The organism is Alteromonas lipotrueiana, assembly GCF_019249245.1.
Taxonomy (GTDB): domain Bacteria; phylum Pseudomonadota; class Gammaproteobacteria; order Enterobacterales; family Alteromonadaceae; genus Alteromonas; species Alteromonas lipotrueiana.
The window spans coordinates 26,780-43,983 of record NZ_JAESDK010000024.1 but is presented as its reverse complement, the minus strand read 5'-3'; the positions used below and the strand labels follow the sequence as shown (position 1 = coordinate 43,983).

The 17,204-nt window shown below is 41.1% G+C and carries 19 protein-coding genes; 5 read left to right on the top strand and 14 right to left on the bottom strand.

Annotation, left to right across the window (positions count from 1 at the left end):
• The first annotated feature begins 88 nt into the window (after nt 1–88).
• A complete protein-coding gene (locus tag JK130_RS14745) occupies nt 89–1,087 on the top strand; it encodes a competence protein CoiA family protein (protein ID WP_218355095.1) in 999 nt (332 codons plus the stop codon).
• Between the two features lie 53 nt (nt 1,088–1,140).
• Nucleotides 1,141–1,668 carry a hypothetical protein gene (locus JK130_RS14740; protein WP_218355094.1) on the top strand — a complete coding sequence of 176 codons (528 nt, stop codon included), beginning with the start codon at nt 1,141–1,143 and terminating at the stop codon, nt 1,666–1,668.
• Nucleotides 1,669–2,151: 483 nt separating this feature from the next.
• On the opposite strand, the gene JK130_RS14735 is transcribed toward JK130_RS14740, so the two are convergent.
• From JK130_RS14735 to JK130_RS14670, 14 genes are all read right to left on the bottom strand, one after another.
• Nucleotides 2,152–2,955 carry a hypothetical protein gene (locus JK130_RS14735; protein WP_218355093.1) on the bottom strand — a complete coding sequence of 268 codons (804 nt, stop codon included), beginning with the start codon at nt 2,953–2,955 and terminating at the stop codon, nt 2,152–2,154.
• 77 nt (nt 2,956–3,032) lie between these two features.
• On the bottom strand, nt 3,033–4,325 hold the full coding sequence (locus tag JK130_RS14730) for a hypothetical protein (protein WP_218355092.1): 1,293 nt from the start codon (nt 4,323–4,325) through the stop codon (nt 3,033–3,035).
• Between the two features lie 7 nt (nt 4,326–4,332).
• Nucleotides 4,333–5,808 carry a dGTPase gene (dgt, locus tag JK130_RS14725; protein ID WP_218355091.1) on the bottom strand — a complete coding sequence of 492 codons (1,476 nt, stop codon included), beginning with the start codon at nt 5,806–5,808 and terminating at the stop codon, nt 4,333–4,335.
• 4 nt (nt 5,809–5,812) lie between these two features.
• Nucleotides 5,813–6,370 (bottom strand): recombinase family protein, encoded by a 558-nt coding sequence (locus tag JK130_RS14720; protein ID WP_218355090.1) that lies wholly within the window; start codon nt 6,368–6,370, stop codon nt 5,813–5,815.
• A gap of 130 nt (nt 6,371–6,500) precedes the next feature.
• A complete protein-coding gene (locus JK130_RS14715) occupies nt 6,501–6,689 on the bottom strand; it encodes a hypothetical protein (protein ID WP_218355089.1) in 189 nt (62 codons plus the stop codon).
• A gap of 110 nt (nt 6,690–6,799) precedes the next feature.
• A complete protein-coding gene (locus JK130_RS14710; RefSeq protein WP_218355088.1) occupies nt 6,800–7,921 on the bottom strand; it encodes a DUF3800 domain-containing protein in 1,122 nt (373 codons plus the stop codon).
• Between the two features lie 2 nt (nt 7,922–7,923).
• On the bottom strand, nt 7,924–8,181 hold the full coding sequence (locus JK130_RS14705) for a hypothetical protein (RefSeq protein WP_218355087.1): 258 nt from the start codon (nt 8,179–8,181) through the stop codon (nt 7,924–7,926).
• Nucleotides 8,182–8,260: 79 nt separating this feature from the next.
• Nucleotides 8,261–9,133, bottom strand: a complete 873-nt coding sequence (locus JK130_RS14700) for a hypothetical protein (protein ID WP_218355086.1) — start codon at nt 9,131–9,133, stop codon at nt 8,261–8,263.
• The gene (locus JK130_RS14695; RefSeq protein WP_218355085.1) at nt 9,114–9,548 is read right to left on the bottom strand and encodes a papain fold toxin domain-containing protein; all 435 of its coding nucleotides are present in this window, start codon (nt 9,546–9,548) and stop codon (nt 9,114–9,116) included. Before JK130_RS14695 ends, JK130_RS14700 begins: the two co-directional genes overlap by 20 nt.
• Nucleotides 9,549–9,585: 37 nt before the next feature.
• The gene (locus JK130_RS14690) at nt 9,586–9,828 is read right to left on the bottom strand and encodes a hypothetical protein (protein WP_218355084.1); all 243 of its coding nucleotides are present in this window, start codon (nt 9,826–9,828) and stop codon (nt 9,586–9,588) included.
• Nucleotides 9,829–10,398: 570 nt separating this feature from the next.
• A complete protein-coding gene (locus JK130_RS14685) occupies nt 10,399–10,665 on the bottom strand; it encodes a peptide chain release factor family protein (protein ID WP_218355083.1) in 267 nt (88 codons plus the stop codon).
• Between the two features lie 270 nt (nt 10,666–10,935).
• Complete coding sequence (locus JK130_RS14680; protein ID WP_218355082.1) at nt 10,936–12,078, bottom strand: hypothetical protein; 1,143 nt, start codon at nt 12,076–12,078, stop codon at nt 10,936–10,938.
• A gap of 169 nt (nt 12,079–12,247) precedes the next feature.
• Nucleotides 12,248–12,637: a hypothetical protein gene (locus tag JK130_RS14675; RefSeq protein WP_218355081.1), complete on the bottom strand. Its 390-nt coding sequence runs from the start codon at nt 12,635–12,637 to the stop codon at nt 12,248–12,250.
• Nucleotides 12,638–13,206: 569 nt separating this feature from the next.
• Complete coding sequence (locus JK130_RS14670) at nt 13,207–13,572, bottom strand: hypothetical protein (RefSeq protein WP_218355080.1); 366 nt, start codon at nt 13,570–13,572, stop codon at nt 13,207–13,209.
• A 948-nt stretch (nt 13,573–14,520) separates the two neighbouring features.
• Here JK130_RS14670 and JK130_RS14665 point away from each other — a divergent pair.
• The 3 genes from JK130_RS14665 to JK130_RS14655 are packed head-to-tail and all read left to right on the top strand — an operon-like array spanning nt 14,521 to nt 16,697.
• Entirely contained in the window at nt 14,521–14,856 is a 336-nt protein-coding gene (locus tag JK130_RS14665) for a hypothetical protein (protein ID WP_218355079.1), read from the top strand.
• 8 nt (nt 14,857–14,864) lie between these two features.
• On the top strand, nt 14,865–16,100 hold the full coding sequence (locus JK130_RS14660) for a PfkB family carbohydrate kinase (protein WP_218355078.1): 1,236 nt from the start codon (nt 14,865–14,867) through the stop codon (nt 16,098–16,100).
• Nucleotides 16,101–16,109: 9 nt separating this feature from the next.
• Nucleotides 16,110–16,697 (top strand): 7-cyano-7-deazaguanine synthase, encoded by a 588-nt coding sequence (locus JK130_RS14655; protein WP_218355106.1) that lies wholly within the window; start codon nt 16,110–16,112, stop codon nt 16,695–16,697.
• Nucleotides 16,698–17,204: the final 507 nt, after the last annotated feature.

Here is a 17,204-nt window from a genome sequence, read left to right as displayed (position 1 = left end):
TGGTTTATTTTACAAGCTTATGCCGTTAGCCTTACCATAACGACTTCAAAGGTAAGGTTACTTGCCAAGCTAAATTTTTGGACGAAACATGGAAAGCCTGAAAATACCATATGGACTAGATGACAAAGATAAACTCGTTGCAGCGAATCAAGCTCTCAAAGGCGAGAGTTATCGCTGTCCGCAGTGTAAGACTTCACTAGTTTTCAGATCTGGTGAATATCGAGCGGCCCACTTTGCACATGCGCCTGAGTCGCACTGTAGCCTTGAGTCTATTCTCCACATAACAGCTAAAGGCTTAATCCTCGAAGCCATGTCTGCTAACGCTTCTGGCAACGCAGTAATTTGTTTGGAAAGTCATTGCGAATGCTGTGGTGTTGTCTTCGCAACTGATTTGCCATCTGGAACGTTCACTGATGCAAAACTAGAAGTTAGAGTCGGTGACTTTATCTGCGATGTGGTTGGCTATCGTAGTACGAACATAGCTTTGGCTGTAGAAATTTTTAATACACATTCTGTCGATGTTAATAAGGCAACTAATTTAGAAGTCTACTGGGTAGAATTGAAAGCCGAGGATGTTTTGCGAGATCCATTCAAATGGATTCCAACCCAAGCTCAACTGAAGAACACCTACTGCACTGATTGCAAAACACATTTAAAGGATGTTGTAAGACTGTGTGATCACTTCAATATCGACAGATCATTATATTCAGCCATCAAAGATCCTAGGCAAGCTCATTATATTGCTGACATAGAAGAATGCTTTCGGTGTCACGAGAAGACTCCCGTGTTTTGGTGGTATGGCGTGCCGTTCTGCGAACATAAACCGCCTTCACCTAAACCGGCGACGATTCAGTACCGTCACTCAAAAAAATACGGTGGTTCATACTGGGCAAACACTTGTGCATGCTGCAACGCTTTACAGGGAGATAATTTCTTGTTCCTTTTTGACAATGCTCCGTTCAAAGGTTTACCCCTATCTCACGAATCGTCAGGCAACAGTCGCCAAACCGGTAATGTTAAAATCGTCACTGGAAACAATGCAGCGATGTCAGAGATGATGAAAGTGATCAAACGTAACTTTGGGTAAAAGAGAAACGAGATGATAGTACCCAATGTGACAGATATGGAATTGAACCTTTAGTGAATGAATCTGAAATCTACCAGCGCGTCGGCGAATTCGTTGTTTCGTTTCAATGGATTGAGAACAAACTTCGAGAGATCGGTTGGTTTATTATTGATCCAGAAAGAAAACAATGGCCCCCACTAGAACTTCGTACACTGAGCAATCATGACCTAATCAATGAAGTCCAAAAACTTTTCATTGAAGCGCTACCGAAATGTACTCTACCCACTCATTTGGAAGAGGATTTCCTTAAGTCTTTTCATAAATGCGCAGAAGAGCTGCATGCGCTAAGGAAATATAGAAACAGGGTTCTACATTCAGCATACATTGAGATAAAAGGTGGAGGAGAGATAGTGGCGATCCTTCGCTCAAATCCTATTATTGTCATTGATGAAAATACTGAGGAGTATTCTTTCGACCAAGAAAGTCTAGGACCCGACTCATTTAAGGAAGAAATGGTCAAGATGGCAGAGGTATCCCTATTTCTAAATCGAGCTTTCATTCAGTTGGTGCATCGATATCCCAATGGGGGAAGTAACCTGTAGTGGGTCACATCTCATTTGATATTTTATTTCAAATGCTTAGTTGTTCGATTACTTTTTCCACACTTTAACAGTTTGACTTGGTATCAAAACACAACCAAATATCATTTCAATTTACATCATGATAGCTTTCAGAATATCTCAGGATACTTATGAGCAAAAAGTACCCAGAGAACTACATCGACTAATTATCACTGATAAATAACTACATGATTGATTTCAAAAACGAAGAATGCAGTGCGTGCTGCAAGAAAAACGTCTATTTCTCAACTGAGATATTGTCTGTTGATGAAAAAACTAGTGCTATCAAAAAGGTATTTTTGTTTCGCTGTGAAGACCATTTCGATACCGATTTAGATGAGATGTTTGCTTTAAGATGGAAGAAACTAGAAAGCAGTTAGACACCGCACCGCAAAAATCTCATACACATAAATAGAGCTAGGTTTTAATTAGATATTTTACCGTGTCAACAGTCAGTTACCATCACTAGAGCAAATCCGCCATCTGTAACCATTGCTTAAAAATCGGCGGTGTTAATAGTAGTGCGTCCAGCTTGATATCCGAGCCTGTAAAAAACGCCCCACCATCACGCGATGCCCACTCTTTAGAGCTACCGGGTATTCCTTCAAAAATAATTCCAATTGCCGATAGGTTCTTACTTTCTCCAAACTTAGTAAATACCGGGCCGCCACTCATTCCACTGAAGTAAAGGTTGTGCTCTTTCTCAAGACTAGAAAGTAGGGAAAACCTTTCTCTAGTTGGATTTATTGGTGAGGTTGGTTCCAGAATTGCCTGAATATATGCTGCAAGTACATGGGTCTCAGTCTGAACCTTATGTTCCGTTGCATAACCACACGCCAACTTGTGACAGTTGTACCCCCAATCTGGCTCAATCCAGTTATCAAGATCGATAAAATCTTTATTCTTTTCTAACATGTATAGCTCGATGAAGGACCGACCAACAGGAGCAATAGCAATATCTGGGTTCCCATTGTCTAATTCGGTTTTTTGTAATGCTTTGAAGGCACTCACGTACCCGTCCGGTCCATAGCCACCAAATTGAAAGACCGTTCTACTGTTACCTACCGCTGTTAGATGTCTTTCTGATGATGTATGCAGTTTTTGCTGGTGATATACATGTGAACAGGTTACTACGTATCTGGCATTCTGATATTTCACGAACGTCATCGTTCCATTGGCCTTTTCTGCTGTATGACCGTCTTGCACAAACGGTTTTGAGAGAAAAATCGGAGCGCAGTATGTTGAACCGTATTCATCGCTAATAGCCATAAAAGACCTTTATAAATTTATTGGATTAAGAGCTTTGGGCATTCCAGCAGTTGCTGGTATGAATGTTCATGTACGACTTACCCTAGCAACAAATGCTTTTCCCTCAATATCGCCTTGTGTTTGGGAGAATTGTTGTAATTTTCATCGACAATCCTTTCTATCGCCGTCTTAACCGCATCTTCTGCCAGTTCGTTGTTAATTAGATGAGATGAATGTGGCCGCGCCATAATTACAGACTGAAGCTCCTCGAACGCTATAAGGCTATGTGGAAAGTAAACATCAATTGTAGGATCCTCTTCTTTCACTTCTTCGATAGCCTCTCGTCCAAGGTGATTCGCAGCGTTAAAACACTCGTTGCACACTTTAATATCGTCAGCAAATGAATCGCTTTCTGTATTGTGGGCAAGAATAGATTTTACTTCGAAAACCCAAGGGTTGTTCTTTGAGGGCTTAAGGCAGTCGTATTTGGAACGCTCACAACATGGACATTTCCAATTGTCATCATACCTTGTCCAACTACGCCCTCTTGTCTGTGAAAGATGAGCAACTTGACCTGCTGTTGGTTTATCCTTGGTCTGTTGCTTAGGCTTCAGTCGCCAAGATGAATGATTCCCTTTAAATGGCATTGAGTTGTAAAGCAGTTTTTCAGGATCATAGTGCAACGAATTTAGCCCTCGCAGATTGAAGCGGTAGGTCGCTGCTCTCTCGACTTCTTTTGCCGATGAGTTGGAGGGCTGATACCAATGTGCGTCACTTGCAGCTTGATTAGCAATATACTTTGCGAGCTTCATTCGCTTGTTAAAAACATCAATATTCTCATGCCAAATAACGGATGCGACTTCAGCGTCTATTTCATGTTCTTGATTATTTCTGGGCTTAACAAAGCGACCTATTTCAGCGGGAGAGAAGGAAAAGTCCTGATGCGCCTTTATCTTTAATTTAGCTAAGCCATCGGCCTTATTGCAGTCAGCGCAAATGACCGTATTGTCATATGCGGATATTGCGAAGGACGTTCTGACGGCGAAGCGTTCAGCCAGCTCACTAGCAACAACTTGCTCTCTGGATGACGAAATTTCTTCGAAAAGTCTTCGAACAATATCTTTCATGTGGTCATGATGTTCATGTAATTGGCAGGAAGCGTAACCGCGCGAATCAAGTTTGGCGATTTGTGGCTTTTTTCTCTTGCAAGATGGGCATTCCCAATCCATCGGTGTCCTCACCCACCACTTGTTGAGATGTGCTCCCTTCGCGCCAAGTGCTTCAACCATCTTATGTGTTTGTGGAGAGAACTCCGCATCAAACCAAGGATTACCGCCATTGCTAAAGAACTGTTTAAGCTCTTCTAAGCTGCCAAATTTATCAATACTCATATATCACCTAAAGTGTGGCAGTCAGTTCTCGGTACTCATCTAACGCGAAACGATCAGTCATCCCACTTACATAATCAATAATTAACCTTGAGCGGTAATACAGCTCTAACTTTTCATCATCCTGAGATATGTCGCTCTTCTCAAAGAGGGCTTTTACACTGTCTGAATAAGTTCGCTTATGCTTACTAGACAAGTCATGGAATAATCGCGTCTCAATAGGCGCGGGTTTCAAAATTTCTTTTTTAGACAAAGCCTTAAAGTCTTCAAAGTTAAGTTCTAATAGCGGTGTGTAGATATTAAGGAGGCCAGAAATAACAGCAAGTCCTTTAAGCTCAAGCCGTTCCACTTCGTGATCTGAGAACACCTTTGAGATCGCTACTTTTTTCAAGGTCTCCGTCGCCAAATAAAATTTGTCACTCCCCCCTAATAACGGTTCGTCCAATGTTCCGTTGAAGATTTCTTGGTGATTTTGAATAAATCGATCTGACGCATAGTTTGCGAGGTCATTCACAAGTTTTGTGCGCAGCGTAAGCATATATGCATGGTTTTTGTTATGCGATTCACGCTCATAATTAGCCAAAGCTGATTCCGCTATGTTTAATAGATACCCTTCATCCACAACACTATCCGCAACGTCTTCCTTTCCCTTAAATGAATTCCACGTTTTCATGATAGCGTCGTGCAACTGAGGAACATCTAATATTTCTTTGTCTAGGGCATCATCTAAGTCCGCGATGCAGTACGAGATGTCATCAGCCGCTTCCATTATGTATGTGAGCGGGAAACGACAACCATTGCCAATACCCAATACTGCATTCAGTTGTTGAACAAACTCCAACTCGGAGTAGTAAAACCCCGGTTTCTTCATGCGATATTCAAACTCGTCACCTTCAGATGGCTTATCCTCATAAGCCGGTCTAGTGTATTTGATGAGACACGCAGTTTGCGTGAAAGTCAGATTCAAGCTTTGCAAACTATGCAGTAACCGAATAGCTTGAGCATTACCCTCAAATGTCATTAAGTCAGTTACGAGTGTGTCACTCTCCACTTCGTCACCGAACTTTTCTTTGAAAATAGATTTGAGCCGATTACGTGCCCAGTTATTGATAGCTTCTTCGCCGAAATGGCCAAACGCTGGATTACCGACGTCATGCAGTAAACAGGCTATCTCTATTGCACTAACAAAGCCTTCACGCTTGTCATTCAAACAAAGTTGAGTCGTTAATTCCTGTTCATCCAGCTTTTTTAATATCAGTTTTGCTATGTAACGTCCGGTTTGCTGAACTTCAAGTGAGTGGGTTAATCTGCTGCGAACTGCGGCGTTCGTTTCTAAAGGGAAAACCTGTGTTTTCTGCTGGAGTCTTCTAACTGCTGCTGAATTAATTGAACGCCCACGATCACTCTCCATTTCTTCGTTAAAGTCCCGGCCAGTAATTCTAGAAACATAATACCGGTCACACTTCAGTTTGTTGTTGTAATCCATGTGCTCATTCACTCTTTTGGTTTAAATATTTGTACAAGGTCGTTCGGCTCACTTTAAAATGTTCTGCTATTTCGCTAATGCTAATGTCATTGCTAGAAGCCATTGCTTTAGCTTTCTTAACATCTTCTTTTGATAACAAGGGTTTCCTTCCGCCGACTCGGCCTCTGGCACGAGCGGCAGTTAGTCCACTTTTAGTTCGTTCGATGATGAGTGAGCGTTCGAATTGAGCTACGGAAGCAAAAATATGGAAGATGAGTTCTCCTGAGGGACTACTCGTATCAATGTTTTCAGTGAGTGATACAAACTGAACATTTCGTTCTTTGAACAGTTCAACGAGAGCAATCAGATCTTTAATTGAACGACCCAATCTATCTAGTCGCCAGACGATTACTTTGTCACCCTCCCGCAAGCTATCTAAGAGCCGTTCAAGTTGCGGGCGCACTTTTGATGTTGCGGACACCTTTTCTTCATAAACTCGATCACAACCAAACTTCTCTAGTGCATCAATTTGAAGTGCTGAGTTTTGATCATTTGTACTAACTCTTGCATAACCTAAAATCATTCTCTAAACGTACCTTTAGTTAACATAGATAAGTTAACAAGTTTATGGACAGCTTGTCGAGCAAAATCTGAACAAGATGAGATATACATGAAGATGTATGGAAAACGGAGGTTTTATGAACAGGTTTGATTTAACTTTTTCGATAAGGCGCTGACGCTGGTTTTAACTTAACTTTACATATACCGCCATATTGGCTGCCAAAGTAGCCAAGCACTTTTTGATTATTTCTATATTTTTTCAGTTGACGAGGGTTCAAGGTTTCTGCCTTTTTCAGTCTTTCGCTATAACATTCTTGCCCTTTTGCTTTGGACTTTGCCATATCCTCAAATGTGAGGAGCTTAGGAGGGACTTCCGATACCACAGTTTGATTAATAGACCTGAAATAACTGCGTAACCGCTTGATGTTCGCCCTGACAATTTTCCTCCTCATTAAGCCCCACTCTTCGCTATGGCCTGACATAGGTATCGGTGTTTTTGCCTCTCACCTGCACTGTTTACCACAGTGAAAAATGCTCGACTTTTATCATCAGACCTATTAATTAAACAAAGTAAAGATAGGAAGCACTGCCGCTGCATGTCTGTAAGGCTGGCAATATTACTGATCAATTGCTCTGAACTAGTATCCTTAATATATGTGAAGTACTTACCCAAAAAACCTGCAATGACATCAGAGAGTTGCACGCCTCGATGATCATGGGATTCGACAAACTCGTAATTTTTGAAAAGTTTTCCATCTTTTACTAGAGAGGCCCTTTCGATTAAGCATTGGATCTGTTCTTCTTTATCAAAGATATGTCGTGAATTCTTGAAGATGTACAACTTCTGAAGATAAAACACCATGAAGTTATCAATCAGCTCTTTTCCATGAAAACTAGAAATAAAGGGTAATTCATCTAACTCAAGCGACCTTTCGAACAGGCTCTTCAGCATACCAGTGCGATATGTTTGAAGGCTACCAGATCGTTCTTTTACAAATTCGATTAGCCAACGACAGAAATCCTTCGCTTCAGCTTCATCAACGTCTGGATATTTGAAAGCGGATAGTCGTGACAAGAACGTCTGCCTATTTGCCATAGCCAAGTCATAGAAGTCTCCCTTCAACTGAAGGTGGGAAATTATAAATGCCCTATCGTGAGTCTCGCCAATTATTGAGTCTATGATGTCTAGGACAGACCAATACAATGGGTTGAGATTAAAATAATGGATGTAAAACTCATTTTCGTTCAACCAATCAAAGATTTTCCTGAGCTTGCTCGACTTCAACATATCGAAAGGTCCACCTTTCGCAATATGTTTCAGCTTCAGTTCGTTTGCAGATTTCTGGAGTGAAAGAGAGTTAAAAAGTGACTCAAACCGATTGTTGTCGAAACCACTGATGTGAGCGATCCCGGCCAGTACAAAGTTTTGATCTTGCTGAACATTTAGGCCAGAGTCAGTGAGATAAAGCTTCCGAATATTATTGGACTCATCATAGTAAAAAGTGTAACTATCATCTACGTTCAAAAATTGCTCCTGAGCCATTATTATTTGTCGAACGCGATCAATATCCATATTCACTCTAAAAACCGTTGCTTTCTGTCGCTCTCTATCAAGCGCATTATCTCATTGAACAAGTCCACCATTTCCTCTTTGACGGTATCTGATCCTAGTTTACAACGTCTCAGTGCTTCTGTAGCAATTCCTAGCTCTCCTTCCCTAAGATAAGAATCAAAGGCTTCGCTTCCGGTATAAGCTAAGTCGTATGCAAGGTAGGTGTCAGCAACAATCTGCTTTACCTGACTTAAAAGCATCATCTTAAACTCTCCATTCATATTAATTACCTGACTTCAGATAATAATAGCGCAGGTAATTTCAACAACCGCTTTGGAGTACAGTTTTATTGGATACCTTTTAACTGGCCCTGAGGTTCGGATCTCTATATTTCCTGACAAAAATATAATTCGGCGTACCGCACCAAATAATGGGCTTACCTTGCCCATCACCGCTGAAACGACAAGTTCCAGCGACAATAACCCAAGCACCAAGTAAATCGTCTATGTCATCGACCTCAAATAGATCGAGAAAGTCATCCACGATATCGTCAAATATGGAAATGCTAGCCGAGCTATAGTCTTTACTCGAATTCAGCCAAAGTCTTCCATCAGGTGTTTTACCAACAGATGCGATTGGCCCCCAAAATAGCGCTGAACGGTCATCATCAAACTTGGTAATTTGGTCAAAGCGCTTAACCACATTTTTAATAGCGCCGTTCACGAAAACTTCATTCTGGCGCTTGTAAAAGACGACCTCATCCGAAGAACTTCTGAATGATGCACTGCGCACTAGTCGCAATAGTAAACGCCTAAGGTTTGACTGTTGTGGTGAGTCACCTTCAAACCTGCGGCGGACAAAACTATTGCTTGTAGAGCCGTCGAACTCTTTGTTGGGATCTCGCTCTGGATGAGGCTCTGCGACTTCTATTGAACCGCCTTTTTCTTCTTCTAGGTTAATTATGAGCGTGTTAGATGCCTCGTGATCCAATTCAAGCGCATCATCGTCACTTTCGCTTGCATCTTCATAGTGTGTTTTAAATGTGCAGTCTTCAGCATGGTGTGCGCAGAAGTGAGCTGGAGAAAGACGACTTTCTTTTCTGTACCAAGCAAACCCATTGCATTCTGTACATAGAAGCGCCCTTCTTTTGCTTTCTCTCTCCGCATTGGGCAATGCTACGAACTCGGCGATTTCGTATTCTTCACCGTCGTCTTTACAAAATACCATATCCATAATTGTCTTCCCTTCTAATCCAATTTTTCCTGTCCATTTCTGTTTTGAACTGTTCAACGCGCATCCACTTTATATCATCACGAGCTAATAGTGTTGGTATACCGTCTTTACTCATATACATAAAAGCACCCAACCATTCATCGATAGGCAAGCCGTTCGGAAATTCATTATCGAACACCAAATCATTAAGAAAGACCGCGTAGTGATTGTGCGTTGTTGTAATAACTTCTTTTCGATTTTCTGATAACACAATAAAAGGAGCAATTGCCTTTTCTTCGATGTAGATATGCATGACCTGAAGCTCATTACCAAACTTCTTGACCATATCTTCAGCCGCCTCCAAATATTTTAGCCGTGGCAATTCACTACAAATTTCAGATGCAACGCGTATATCTCCCTTCCGTTGTGTTTCCATTTACTTAACCTGTGTAGTGGAGTGGAACCGAGACACGCTATCGTAGTTTCGCTTTAATTGGCTTGTTAACCTTAAACATATACTTAATAGTAAATTGTTTGAAATGACCAAGCTTATTAAAAGCATTTGGATAAAGTAACGCTGCTTCTTCTTTTGTTACCGTTTTAGACGATGAAACAGCACCAGTAAAAAGCACCCCAAGACTATGCTCTTTGTAATGAAAATCTTTAGTCATAATACTTTCAATAACTTCAACCTCATTGAACATTTCTATTAACACAGATTTTTCCTTTGTGTAACTAAACCTAAGCATGTTCTTAACTCGTTTGGGATTAACTTTTGAACGTTCAATTTGGGCTTAGTTCGCATCCATAATTATGTCATCACGCCCATAGGCTTTTTTATGTTTGTAATTACGAGTATTCAAGGACATTAACATGATATTTTCCTAGTAAGGCTAACAACTTAAAACTGCGCAAATCACACGTTTTTTTCTGGGCAAGTGTTCATTTTTATCCATATTGCCATGATTAATAAGCTTCTGAAAGTCGATAAATATAGACTGCAAGAGAGTGAGTCTGATTATGTTAAGAGCAAAAAATCGCAGTCCGCCATTATCCTTAATAGGGAAACAATGCAGCGGATGTGACTAGATTAATTGTGGTGATACTAGAACGCCAACGTCTGCTGTTCGCTCATTGGTGCCATTAAGCTCTTTATAAGCCTACTACCGCAATAAGTACGGAGCTGCCGTACCCCCCAAAATTCTGAACGGCAGTTACTGGAACGATCCGGCCCGATAACCTAATCGTAAGTTAAAGCAACAGGAAACCCTAATGGTGTACCATAACTAGTAGCTCTTGCCGCTATCCAGTTCTCTGAAAAACTGCTCACCATCGACGAGGTCATTTTCATCAATGCTACAAAATCGCTCTTTCACTAGCTCAAGCTTCAGCTTTTCCATTGCTTCTAGCCTATTCTCGTGCTGAGTCTTCATTTTAACACTTTTTACAACAATTTTTGATGGCTTATGTCGTATCTGAATACCAACGTAAGCACCTACGACAGGATCATTGGGGGAAGAGCAAGTGTCAATTATCAACTCTTTTTCATTCATCTCAGTCCACCAAATTAAAAGCTTATAGAGCTATGGTACATGATAAAGGGAAAACTGGTGAAGATCTGAAGTTGGCAATAGATTCAACTCAAAACTGGGAGCGCGACTGTCCGGAGTGGCCATTGTAAGCAGACGGCCAAAGCGGAGATCGACGAGCCGACTATCGTTCATTAACGTCGTAGCTGTTCTTTCACTTTAATTTCAGCAAAACGTACTTAGAAGAATGTCAGTTTCTCTTTGTAATCAAACCCACCAACTAGAATCTTTTAGTCACAAAAGTTTGTCCATACAAGTCTCAGTAGTTACTAACGTACTACCATTCAATCTATCACTTTCGACTTCAAAGCATGGTCGGAAAAACGCCTCATACCTTCTTTTGTTGATCACAACGTATTTTTCTTTGTAATCGTTGAAAGCGCTATAGCATTGTTTAGCTTCTGCATAATAATCGATATCCACACCTATATACTTACCTTCCTCATTTACTTCGAAAACCTCCAAACAGATTGTCCCATCTCCAACTGAGAACGCAGTCTTAAAATTGTGTAAATTCTCGTCTGTGAGATAATAGTCTAGCGTTTCTCCTACAATTTCGCCCTCGTCCACTGCAAAGCCAATCATTAAATAGTCAAAGTTGGACATTTGTACTGTCTGGAGTTTCGACACTAAATTTTCATTCTTGATTACTGTTAGGAATTTATTCACATTTTGCTGGAATTCTTCCTGCTGTTGATTCTTGGGTTTGGCAACACTATTAAACGCATTCTTTTGAGGCGCATCCTTTATACCTATTGTGTTGAAGAAAATGTCTGCCTCTTCCTGCCATTCTTCCCATCTCCGCCATGCTATCGGTGGAAATTGATACTTTTGAAACTCGCTGTATAAAACTTGAACTTGGATTAAGCTGTTGTTTTGAAAAGAGCAAGCAGTGATTACGTTTACTGCTAATAGTCGGTACATTACACCGTTTAAGGTAAAATCTTTATAGTATACGGTGTCTTTGTTACCTTGAATTTCGGTGTAGACCTTCCAGCCGTAATTAGAAAAGCTATAAAAATCATCTAAAAGGTTCTCTTCAGCTTCAAAGCCAAAGATCCGCTGAATAGATTTGGAGAACGCTCGCTGACTAATAGGTTTTGCCAAACATTTGGAAAATCTCTCTTTTAGATGTTCAACGTGATTATTTAAGTAAGCTAAAGCATCCTCTCCGTTTTCTGGAGAAACTTTGCTGAATGGATAAGCAGATGCTTTTAAACTCTTGCTTCGAATTTTCCTTGAGAGATCGATGTAGTCATGACACCGATATATTGATTGTGCTACGACATCTTTGGCTCTGGACAGCGGGATATCAAAAACTTTAGATGCTCGTTTCGCTTGAAGGTAGATATTTTTTTCAGAATTATCTTTAGACATGTTTATGCGACTCTCAGTAAAGAAAGAATAAGCGTAAACACCTGCCTGAGGCTCACACTTCATACACATAAACAAATTGTCTGGATGAATCCACTTCGCCTTCAAACGCACATATCGCGATTTGGCAGATACAGGCTGTCCAGTCAACCTTCGACAAGAATAAGTTATTTTAGCTACTATTGAAAGCGCGATAACGTTGCGAAGCCAGTACATCAACGTTCAAATCAAATAAACGAAAAATTAATTCTCTAGTCGGACCTTGATACATACTTGCGAGAGGACTGTTTTCAGTTCTCTGATATATTTCTCCAAACTCACTTAAAAATTTATCTAGTGTTTGATCATCAGCATCCGAAGCAACAGCAGCGAGAAAGATTAGACCTGTAAACTTTCCTTTGTCTATCTTTGCTTTTACATGCTCGAAGGCGACTTCAGAATAAATGTGAACAGCAAGAAGATATTGTGCTTTAGTTAATGGTACATCAATAAGCTCTGACAGCCGCTTAGATTGCCTCTTCAAGTTTTCCTGTAACTTATGCTTTTCAAAATCAACAGACATACTGATCCTAAAAGCAGAGTGATCCGCACCATCACACCACTTAGATAATCAGTTCTCTCATCACTTTTGGGCGAGTGAATCCACTTTGTTTCTGCGGTTACTGGCAGCTCGCCGCTGCCGATGTTGCAATTATACTCCCAAGTCCATAGCTATTTGCAATTAGTATCAAATTACAACTAAATAAAATTTCTGCTGACTTAATGCTGTCGAGACTCAAGTCGTCGTAGGTTTTATGATTAATACCCAAATGCATCTAGCTAGACGTATCGTACTTGGATCTGGCCGTCGGCTGGGAGAATAATATCGATATCACTGTCGCCCCCAGTGTCATCCTGTCCAGAGACCGTGTGACCTACCCACTCATTTTTTTGAGGCGAATTGCATAAGTTTGTTCTGAAACAATTATCTTTTAACACCACTATTTAAATACCGGTTATAGATGCATGACCTGCGAGAGTATCAATGATCCTCGTTGTCACAGTTGTTTAAGCCCGCAAGATTATTTTTTCCCCAGTTTGCATAATTTGGCAGGGAACCACTGCTCTCATTGAGCGACAGACATCCCTCATTCAGTCAGGTTTGCCAGCCGAGCGTTTTTGAAATTCCTTCAACGCGTCCATATCATCTTCGTTATATTCGCTAGCCAACTTCGGCAAATCATCTAATACTCCCATATCAATTTTTTCACCAGTTTCGAATGTTTCCATACCGTCAAAGAATGAAGGGGCGGTTGTTTCAGGTTTTAGAATATCTTCAATAAACTTCTGCAATCTCTTTTCAGAGAACACATAGAATGGTGCTGAAGATTCTGAGACTACTTTAATAATTTTGTCCGAATTGGCAGCAATAGCTGCCGGTAAGCTTAGTTTACTGGATGAATAGTCAAAATCAGCTTCCGCTATTTTGGATATGTCAAAGTCTCGTGAATTATGCATAGAAGCCTCTTCTCTGATGTAGCGCCAACCATAGGTTAGTTTAGACAATAACAGCGGTTGGAGGGGCTAATCAATCACCACATTCAGTCGTTCGTACTGACAGGTGTAGAAAGGCCAAATGCTCCTTCGACCTCTTACAAATCTAACACAATTAAGACTTCACTTATCAGGCCGCGAACCGAGAATCATCTTTATGGGATTTGGACATTGTGCTTCTTCTGTTAAAGCTATATTCAGAAGCGTTTATTCGTCCCTGTGATTCAAATTAGGCGTGGCGTCAGGGTGAGAATGGCAGTCCCCAATATACGTAGTTTTACCCTGATTTAGCTCGAACCGACACTCTATTTATTTCAGTAGATATTCCTGATCTGGCTTGAAGCTATACTTAATCCACTTCGCACCGCTTCCAACGCTTACCACACATGTGGAGTCAGATGACATTTTATAAATCATCAATGAACTCGCAAATTCTGACAGCTAAAGAACCTGCCTATTCATAGTGTGTGATTTAAGTGACTTATTAAACAATGGGGGATCAACAGTTTATCTAGACAAATTATGCTCTCTGTTCCAACTTGGGTCGTCAAACCTAAGGACTACGTACAGCATTATCTTTGTTAGCAATGAGTGCTGAAAACAACTTCGGATAGCATAGTGGATACATTCAAACGAAATGCGTGGAAAACCTACCTGACGGGTTCTCGAAAACAGGTAAAGGAACAGATCGAACCGCTAAGAAAATTGCCGATATAAACACGCGTTCAGATTAGGCAACAAACTCCCTGATGGCGGGACTGCAATCAGACATTCGAGCTACTTTATTTCTTTCGAAAGTAAATTGAGTGTACTTGTATCCAAACAAAATGTGGGTAAGGAAAGGTTGACAACACACTAGCTGTTGCGTTCAATGGCATAGCGCTTATTTAAATATAATAAAAGGGAGTGATTATGTCTGGAGATAGCGGTAGATATACTCCACCAAGCAATGGTGGCGGTGTTGTAAATGATGATATTTGCAGCAAATTGAGATTTGAAACGCAAGTATCCAATGTAGATCCAGATGTTTTGGATGACATTGGCGTAGACTTTGTAGTTGATATCGGTCTTATCCAAGAAAACGGTGTAGAGACTGTGGCAGTTTTCTTCGGAGATAGGATTTTGGGCGGAATCGGCAGAGATGGTGCCCGTCTCAAAGCTTGCTTGGAAAAAGGGTTTCCTTTTGTTGGCTTAGTTCGGTCTATTGAGTTTGGCGTTGTTCGTATTTTTGTTCAACCAAATGAATAGGGACATTCATGAATATCACCATAATGGGCGGCGTATATCGTGAGTACTGTGCGTGGCCGAAGCGAGTAAGTTTACTAGGTTCCGCTGGTCGTGCTGCACTTTGTATCGTCCAATTATCAAAGCATACTTCAGTAGAATTGATATCCTCATTTGCCCAGAGTGATGAAAGTAAAATTGCGGAGTCTTTTGCATTTACTGGTTGTAAGGTAACTAACCGTCCAGCCGAACATACCACTGAGTTTCTGTACGACCATCCCCTAGCGACTCCAATTATTTACCCGAATGCTGCGCATTTCACAGAACTCCCACTGTTCGAAGTAGACAGCCCAAATATTGAGCATGCACTACTCTTTGGTATGTATGAAAAAACACCTATTTTGTCGGCGAAAAATGTTATTTATGATCCACAGAATACGCATTGCCCTCATCTGTATACTGAAAAAGGTGCGAAAGCTGAGAACCTAATATACGTACTCAATCGCCGAGAACTCACTCTCCTGTTCAAACGGTATAATGCAGAAGGTGAAGAAAGCATTGAGGAGATGGTTAATTGGCTATCGAACTATGAGGCAACCCGCGCTGTTATAGTAAAATGTGGTCCCAAAGGAGCCTTCGTTTACTGTGATCATGAACGCTCAGAATGGGTGCCTGCTTATCAAACCCATAAAGTCAGCCCTATCGGCTCAGGCGATTCTTTTGTAGCTGCGTTCACTCATTACCACTATGCACGTGGACTAGATGTTATTGAATCAACCAAAATGGCAAGTGCTGCCACAGCTTTTTACGTAGAAAAAGGCACGATGACAGCAGACAACAACATAGCCAGCTTTGTCGATACACTTTTACCACATCAATTCGATGGCGAAATTAAAAGGAAGAAAGTTTACTTAGCGGGGCCGTTTTTCAATATGGGGCAAATGTGGTTAATCAACCAGTGTAAAGCCTGCTTAGAAGCGGCTGGAATGGATGTCTTCAGCCCATATCATGAACTGGGAATAGGTCCTGCTGAAGAAGTCGCACCAGAGGACGTTAAAGCAATCGAAGAGTGTGATGTGCTTTACGCATTGTTTGATGATCACGACCCCGGCACGTTGTTCGAAATCGGCTATGCAATTAAAGCCAAAAAGCCAGTTGTAATTTACAGTGAAAAAAGCTCTGATGAACATCTTAAAATGTACGAAGGAACTGGCTGTTTAATTGAAAGAGATTTCGCAACGTCTATCTACAGAGTTTCATGGATGTGAGTGCTTGAAATGAAAGGAATATTGCTATCTGGCGGAATGGATTCAACGACTCTGGCATATTTAGAACAGCCTGATATCGCTTTCAACATAAATTACGGACAATTGCCAGCAAAAGCCGAACGAGAAGCGTCACGTAAAATCTGTCGCGAACTAAACATAAAACTTATCGAGATTAATATTGATTGCTCGTCTTTGGGAAGTGGAGACCTAGCGGGCAAAGGCAAGCTGGAGGTTGGTGCAGAAAGCGATTGGTGGCCATACCGCAACCAGCTTCTGATAACACTTGCTGCAACAAAGGCTCTAACACAGGGTTGCAAAGAACTCATCATTGGAACAGTGGCTTCAGACAGCTATCACAAAGACGGATCACCGGAGTTTATAGACAGGATCAGTGCTTTGATCTCGTTTCAGGAGGGTGGCTTGATAATCACAGCACCCGGTATCAAGTACAGTGCCTCAGATTTAATCAAGATTGCCAAGCTACCGCCTCAATTGCTTGCAATGACACACTCATGCCACAAAGCCAACTTGCCCTGTTTCGAATGCAGGGGCTGTAACAAACATCAAAATACACTTGATGATTTAGAGGTTCTGTAAGTGTATATCGGAGAGCCGTCACTAAGAGAGCATATTCTTCCCTATGTTCCCTTCAGGTTTACTACAACGGAACGAATCAAACTGATAGCAGCAAAATCTGTCAATACAAGCTTTTTAGATGTCTTGGAATCTCGCAAATCTTCCAGAAAATTTGCTCATCTTGATTTGGCGAAACTCGGAGCATTTCTTTATCTGTCGAACAGAATTAAGAGAACAGACTGTAACGAGCTAGGCCAAGAAATCACTTATACGAATTGCGCATCACCCGGTGCTATGAATGCACTTCATTTACTTCTAAGACAGCCTTCTGATCGTAGATGGTACTCCTATGATCCTCTCAAACATGAACTAGGCTTTCTGGGAAATGACATTGATTGTGATGGCTTTATCGCACATATGTGCCATGAATTAATACCGGCTACAGACACTGCATGGATTATTTGGAATGTTGCAGACCTCGAATCATTGAAGTGCAAATACAAGAACCCACAGTCACTGGCATACCGC

Excerpts from the sequence above, each read along its gene's own strand:
- dgt (WP_218355091.1), bottom strand. The coding sequence starts at position 5,808 with ATGGATTACAACAACAAACTGAAGTGTGACCGGTATTATGTTTCTAGA.
- JK130_RS14680 (WP_218355082.1), bottom strand. The coding sequence starts at position 12,078 with ATGTCTAAAGATAATTCTGAAAAAAATATCTACCTTCAAGCGAAACGA.
- JK130_RS14705 (WP_218355087.1), bottom strand. The coding sequence starts at position 8,181 with ATGAATGGAGAGTTTAAGATGATGCTTTTAAGTCAGGTAAAGCAGATT.
- JK130_RS14745 (WP_218355095.1), top strand. The coding sequence starts at position 89 with ATGGAAAGCCTGAAAATACCATATGGACTAGATGACAAAGATAAACTC.
- JK130_RS14695 (WP_218355085.1), bottom strand. The coding sequence starts at position 9,548 with ATGGAAACACAACGGAAGGGAGATATACGCGTTGCATCTGAAATTTGT.
- JK130_RS14660 (WP_218355078.1), top strand. The coding sequence starts at position 14,865 with ATGAATATCACCATAATGGGCGGCGTATATCGTGAGTACTGTGCGTGG.
- JK130_RS14720 (WP_218355090.1), bottom strand. The coding sequence starts at position 6,370 with ATGATTTTAGGTTATGCAAGAGTTAGTACAAATGATCAAAACTCAGCA.
- JK130_RS14665 (WP_218355079.1), top strand. The coding sequence starts at position 14,521 with ATGTCTGGAGATAGCGGTAGATATACTCCACCAAGCAATGGTGGCGGT.
- JK130_RS14715 (WP_218355089.1), bottom strand. The coding sequence starts at position 6,689 with ATGGCAAAGTCCAAAGCAAAAGGGCAAGAATGTTATAGCGAAAGACTG.
- JK130_RS14655 (WP_218355106.1), top strand. The coding sequence starts at position 16,110 with ATGAAAGGAATATTGCTATCTGGCGGAATGGATTCAACGACTCTGGCA.
- JK130_RS14670 (WP_218355080.1), bottom strand. The coding sequence starts at position 13,572 with ATGCATAATTCACGAGACTTTGACATATCCAAAATAGCGGAAGCTGAT.
- JK130_RS14735 (WP_218355093.1), bottom strand. The coding sequence starts at position 2,955 with ATGGCTATTAGCGATGAATACGGTTCAACATACTGCGCTCCGATTTTT.
- JK130_RS14675 (WP_218355081.1), bottom strand. The coding sequence starts at position 12,637 with ATGTCTGTTGATTTTGAAAAGCATAAGTTACAGGAAAACTTGAAGAGG.
- JK130_RS14685 (WP_218355083.1), bottom strand. The coding sequence starts at position 10,665 with ATGAATGAAAAAGAGTTGATAATTGACACTTGCTCTTCCCCCAATGAT.
- JK130_RS14700 (WP_218355086.1), bottom strand. The coding sequence starts at position 9,133 with ATGGATATGGTATTTTGTAAAGACGACGGTGAAGAATACGAAATCGCC.
- JK130_RS14710 (WP_218355088.1), bottom strand. The coding sequence starts at position 7,921 with ATGGATATTGATCGCGTTCGACAAATAATAATGGCTCAGGAGCAATTT.
- JK130_RS14730 (WP_218355092.1), bottom strand. The coding sequence starts at position 4,325 with ATGAGTATTGATAAATTTGGCAGCTTAGAAGAGCTTAAACAGTTCTTT.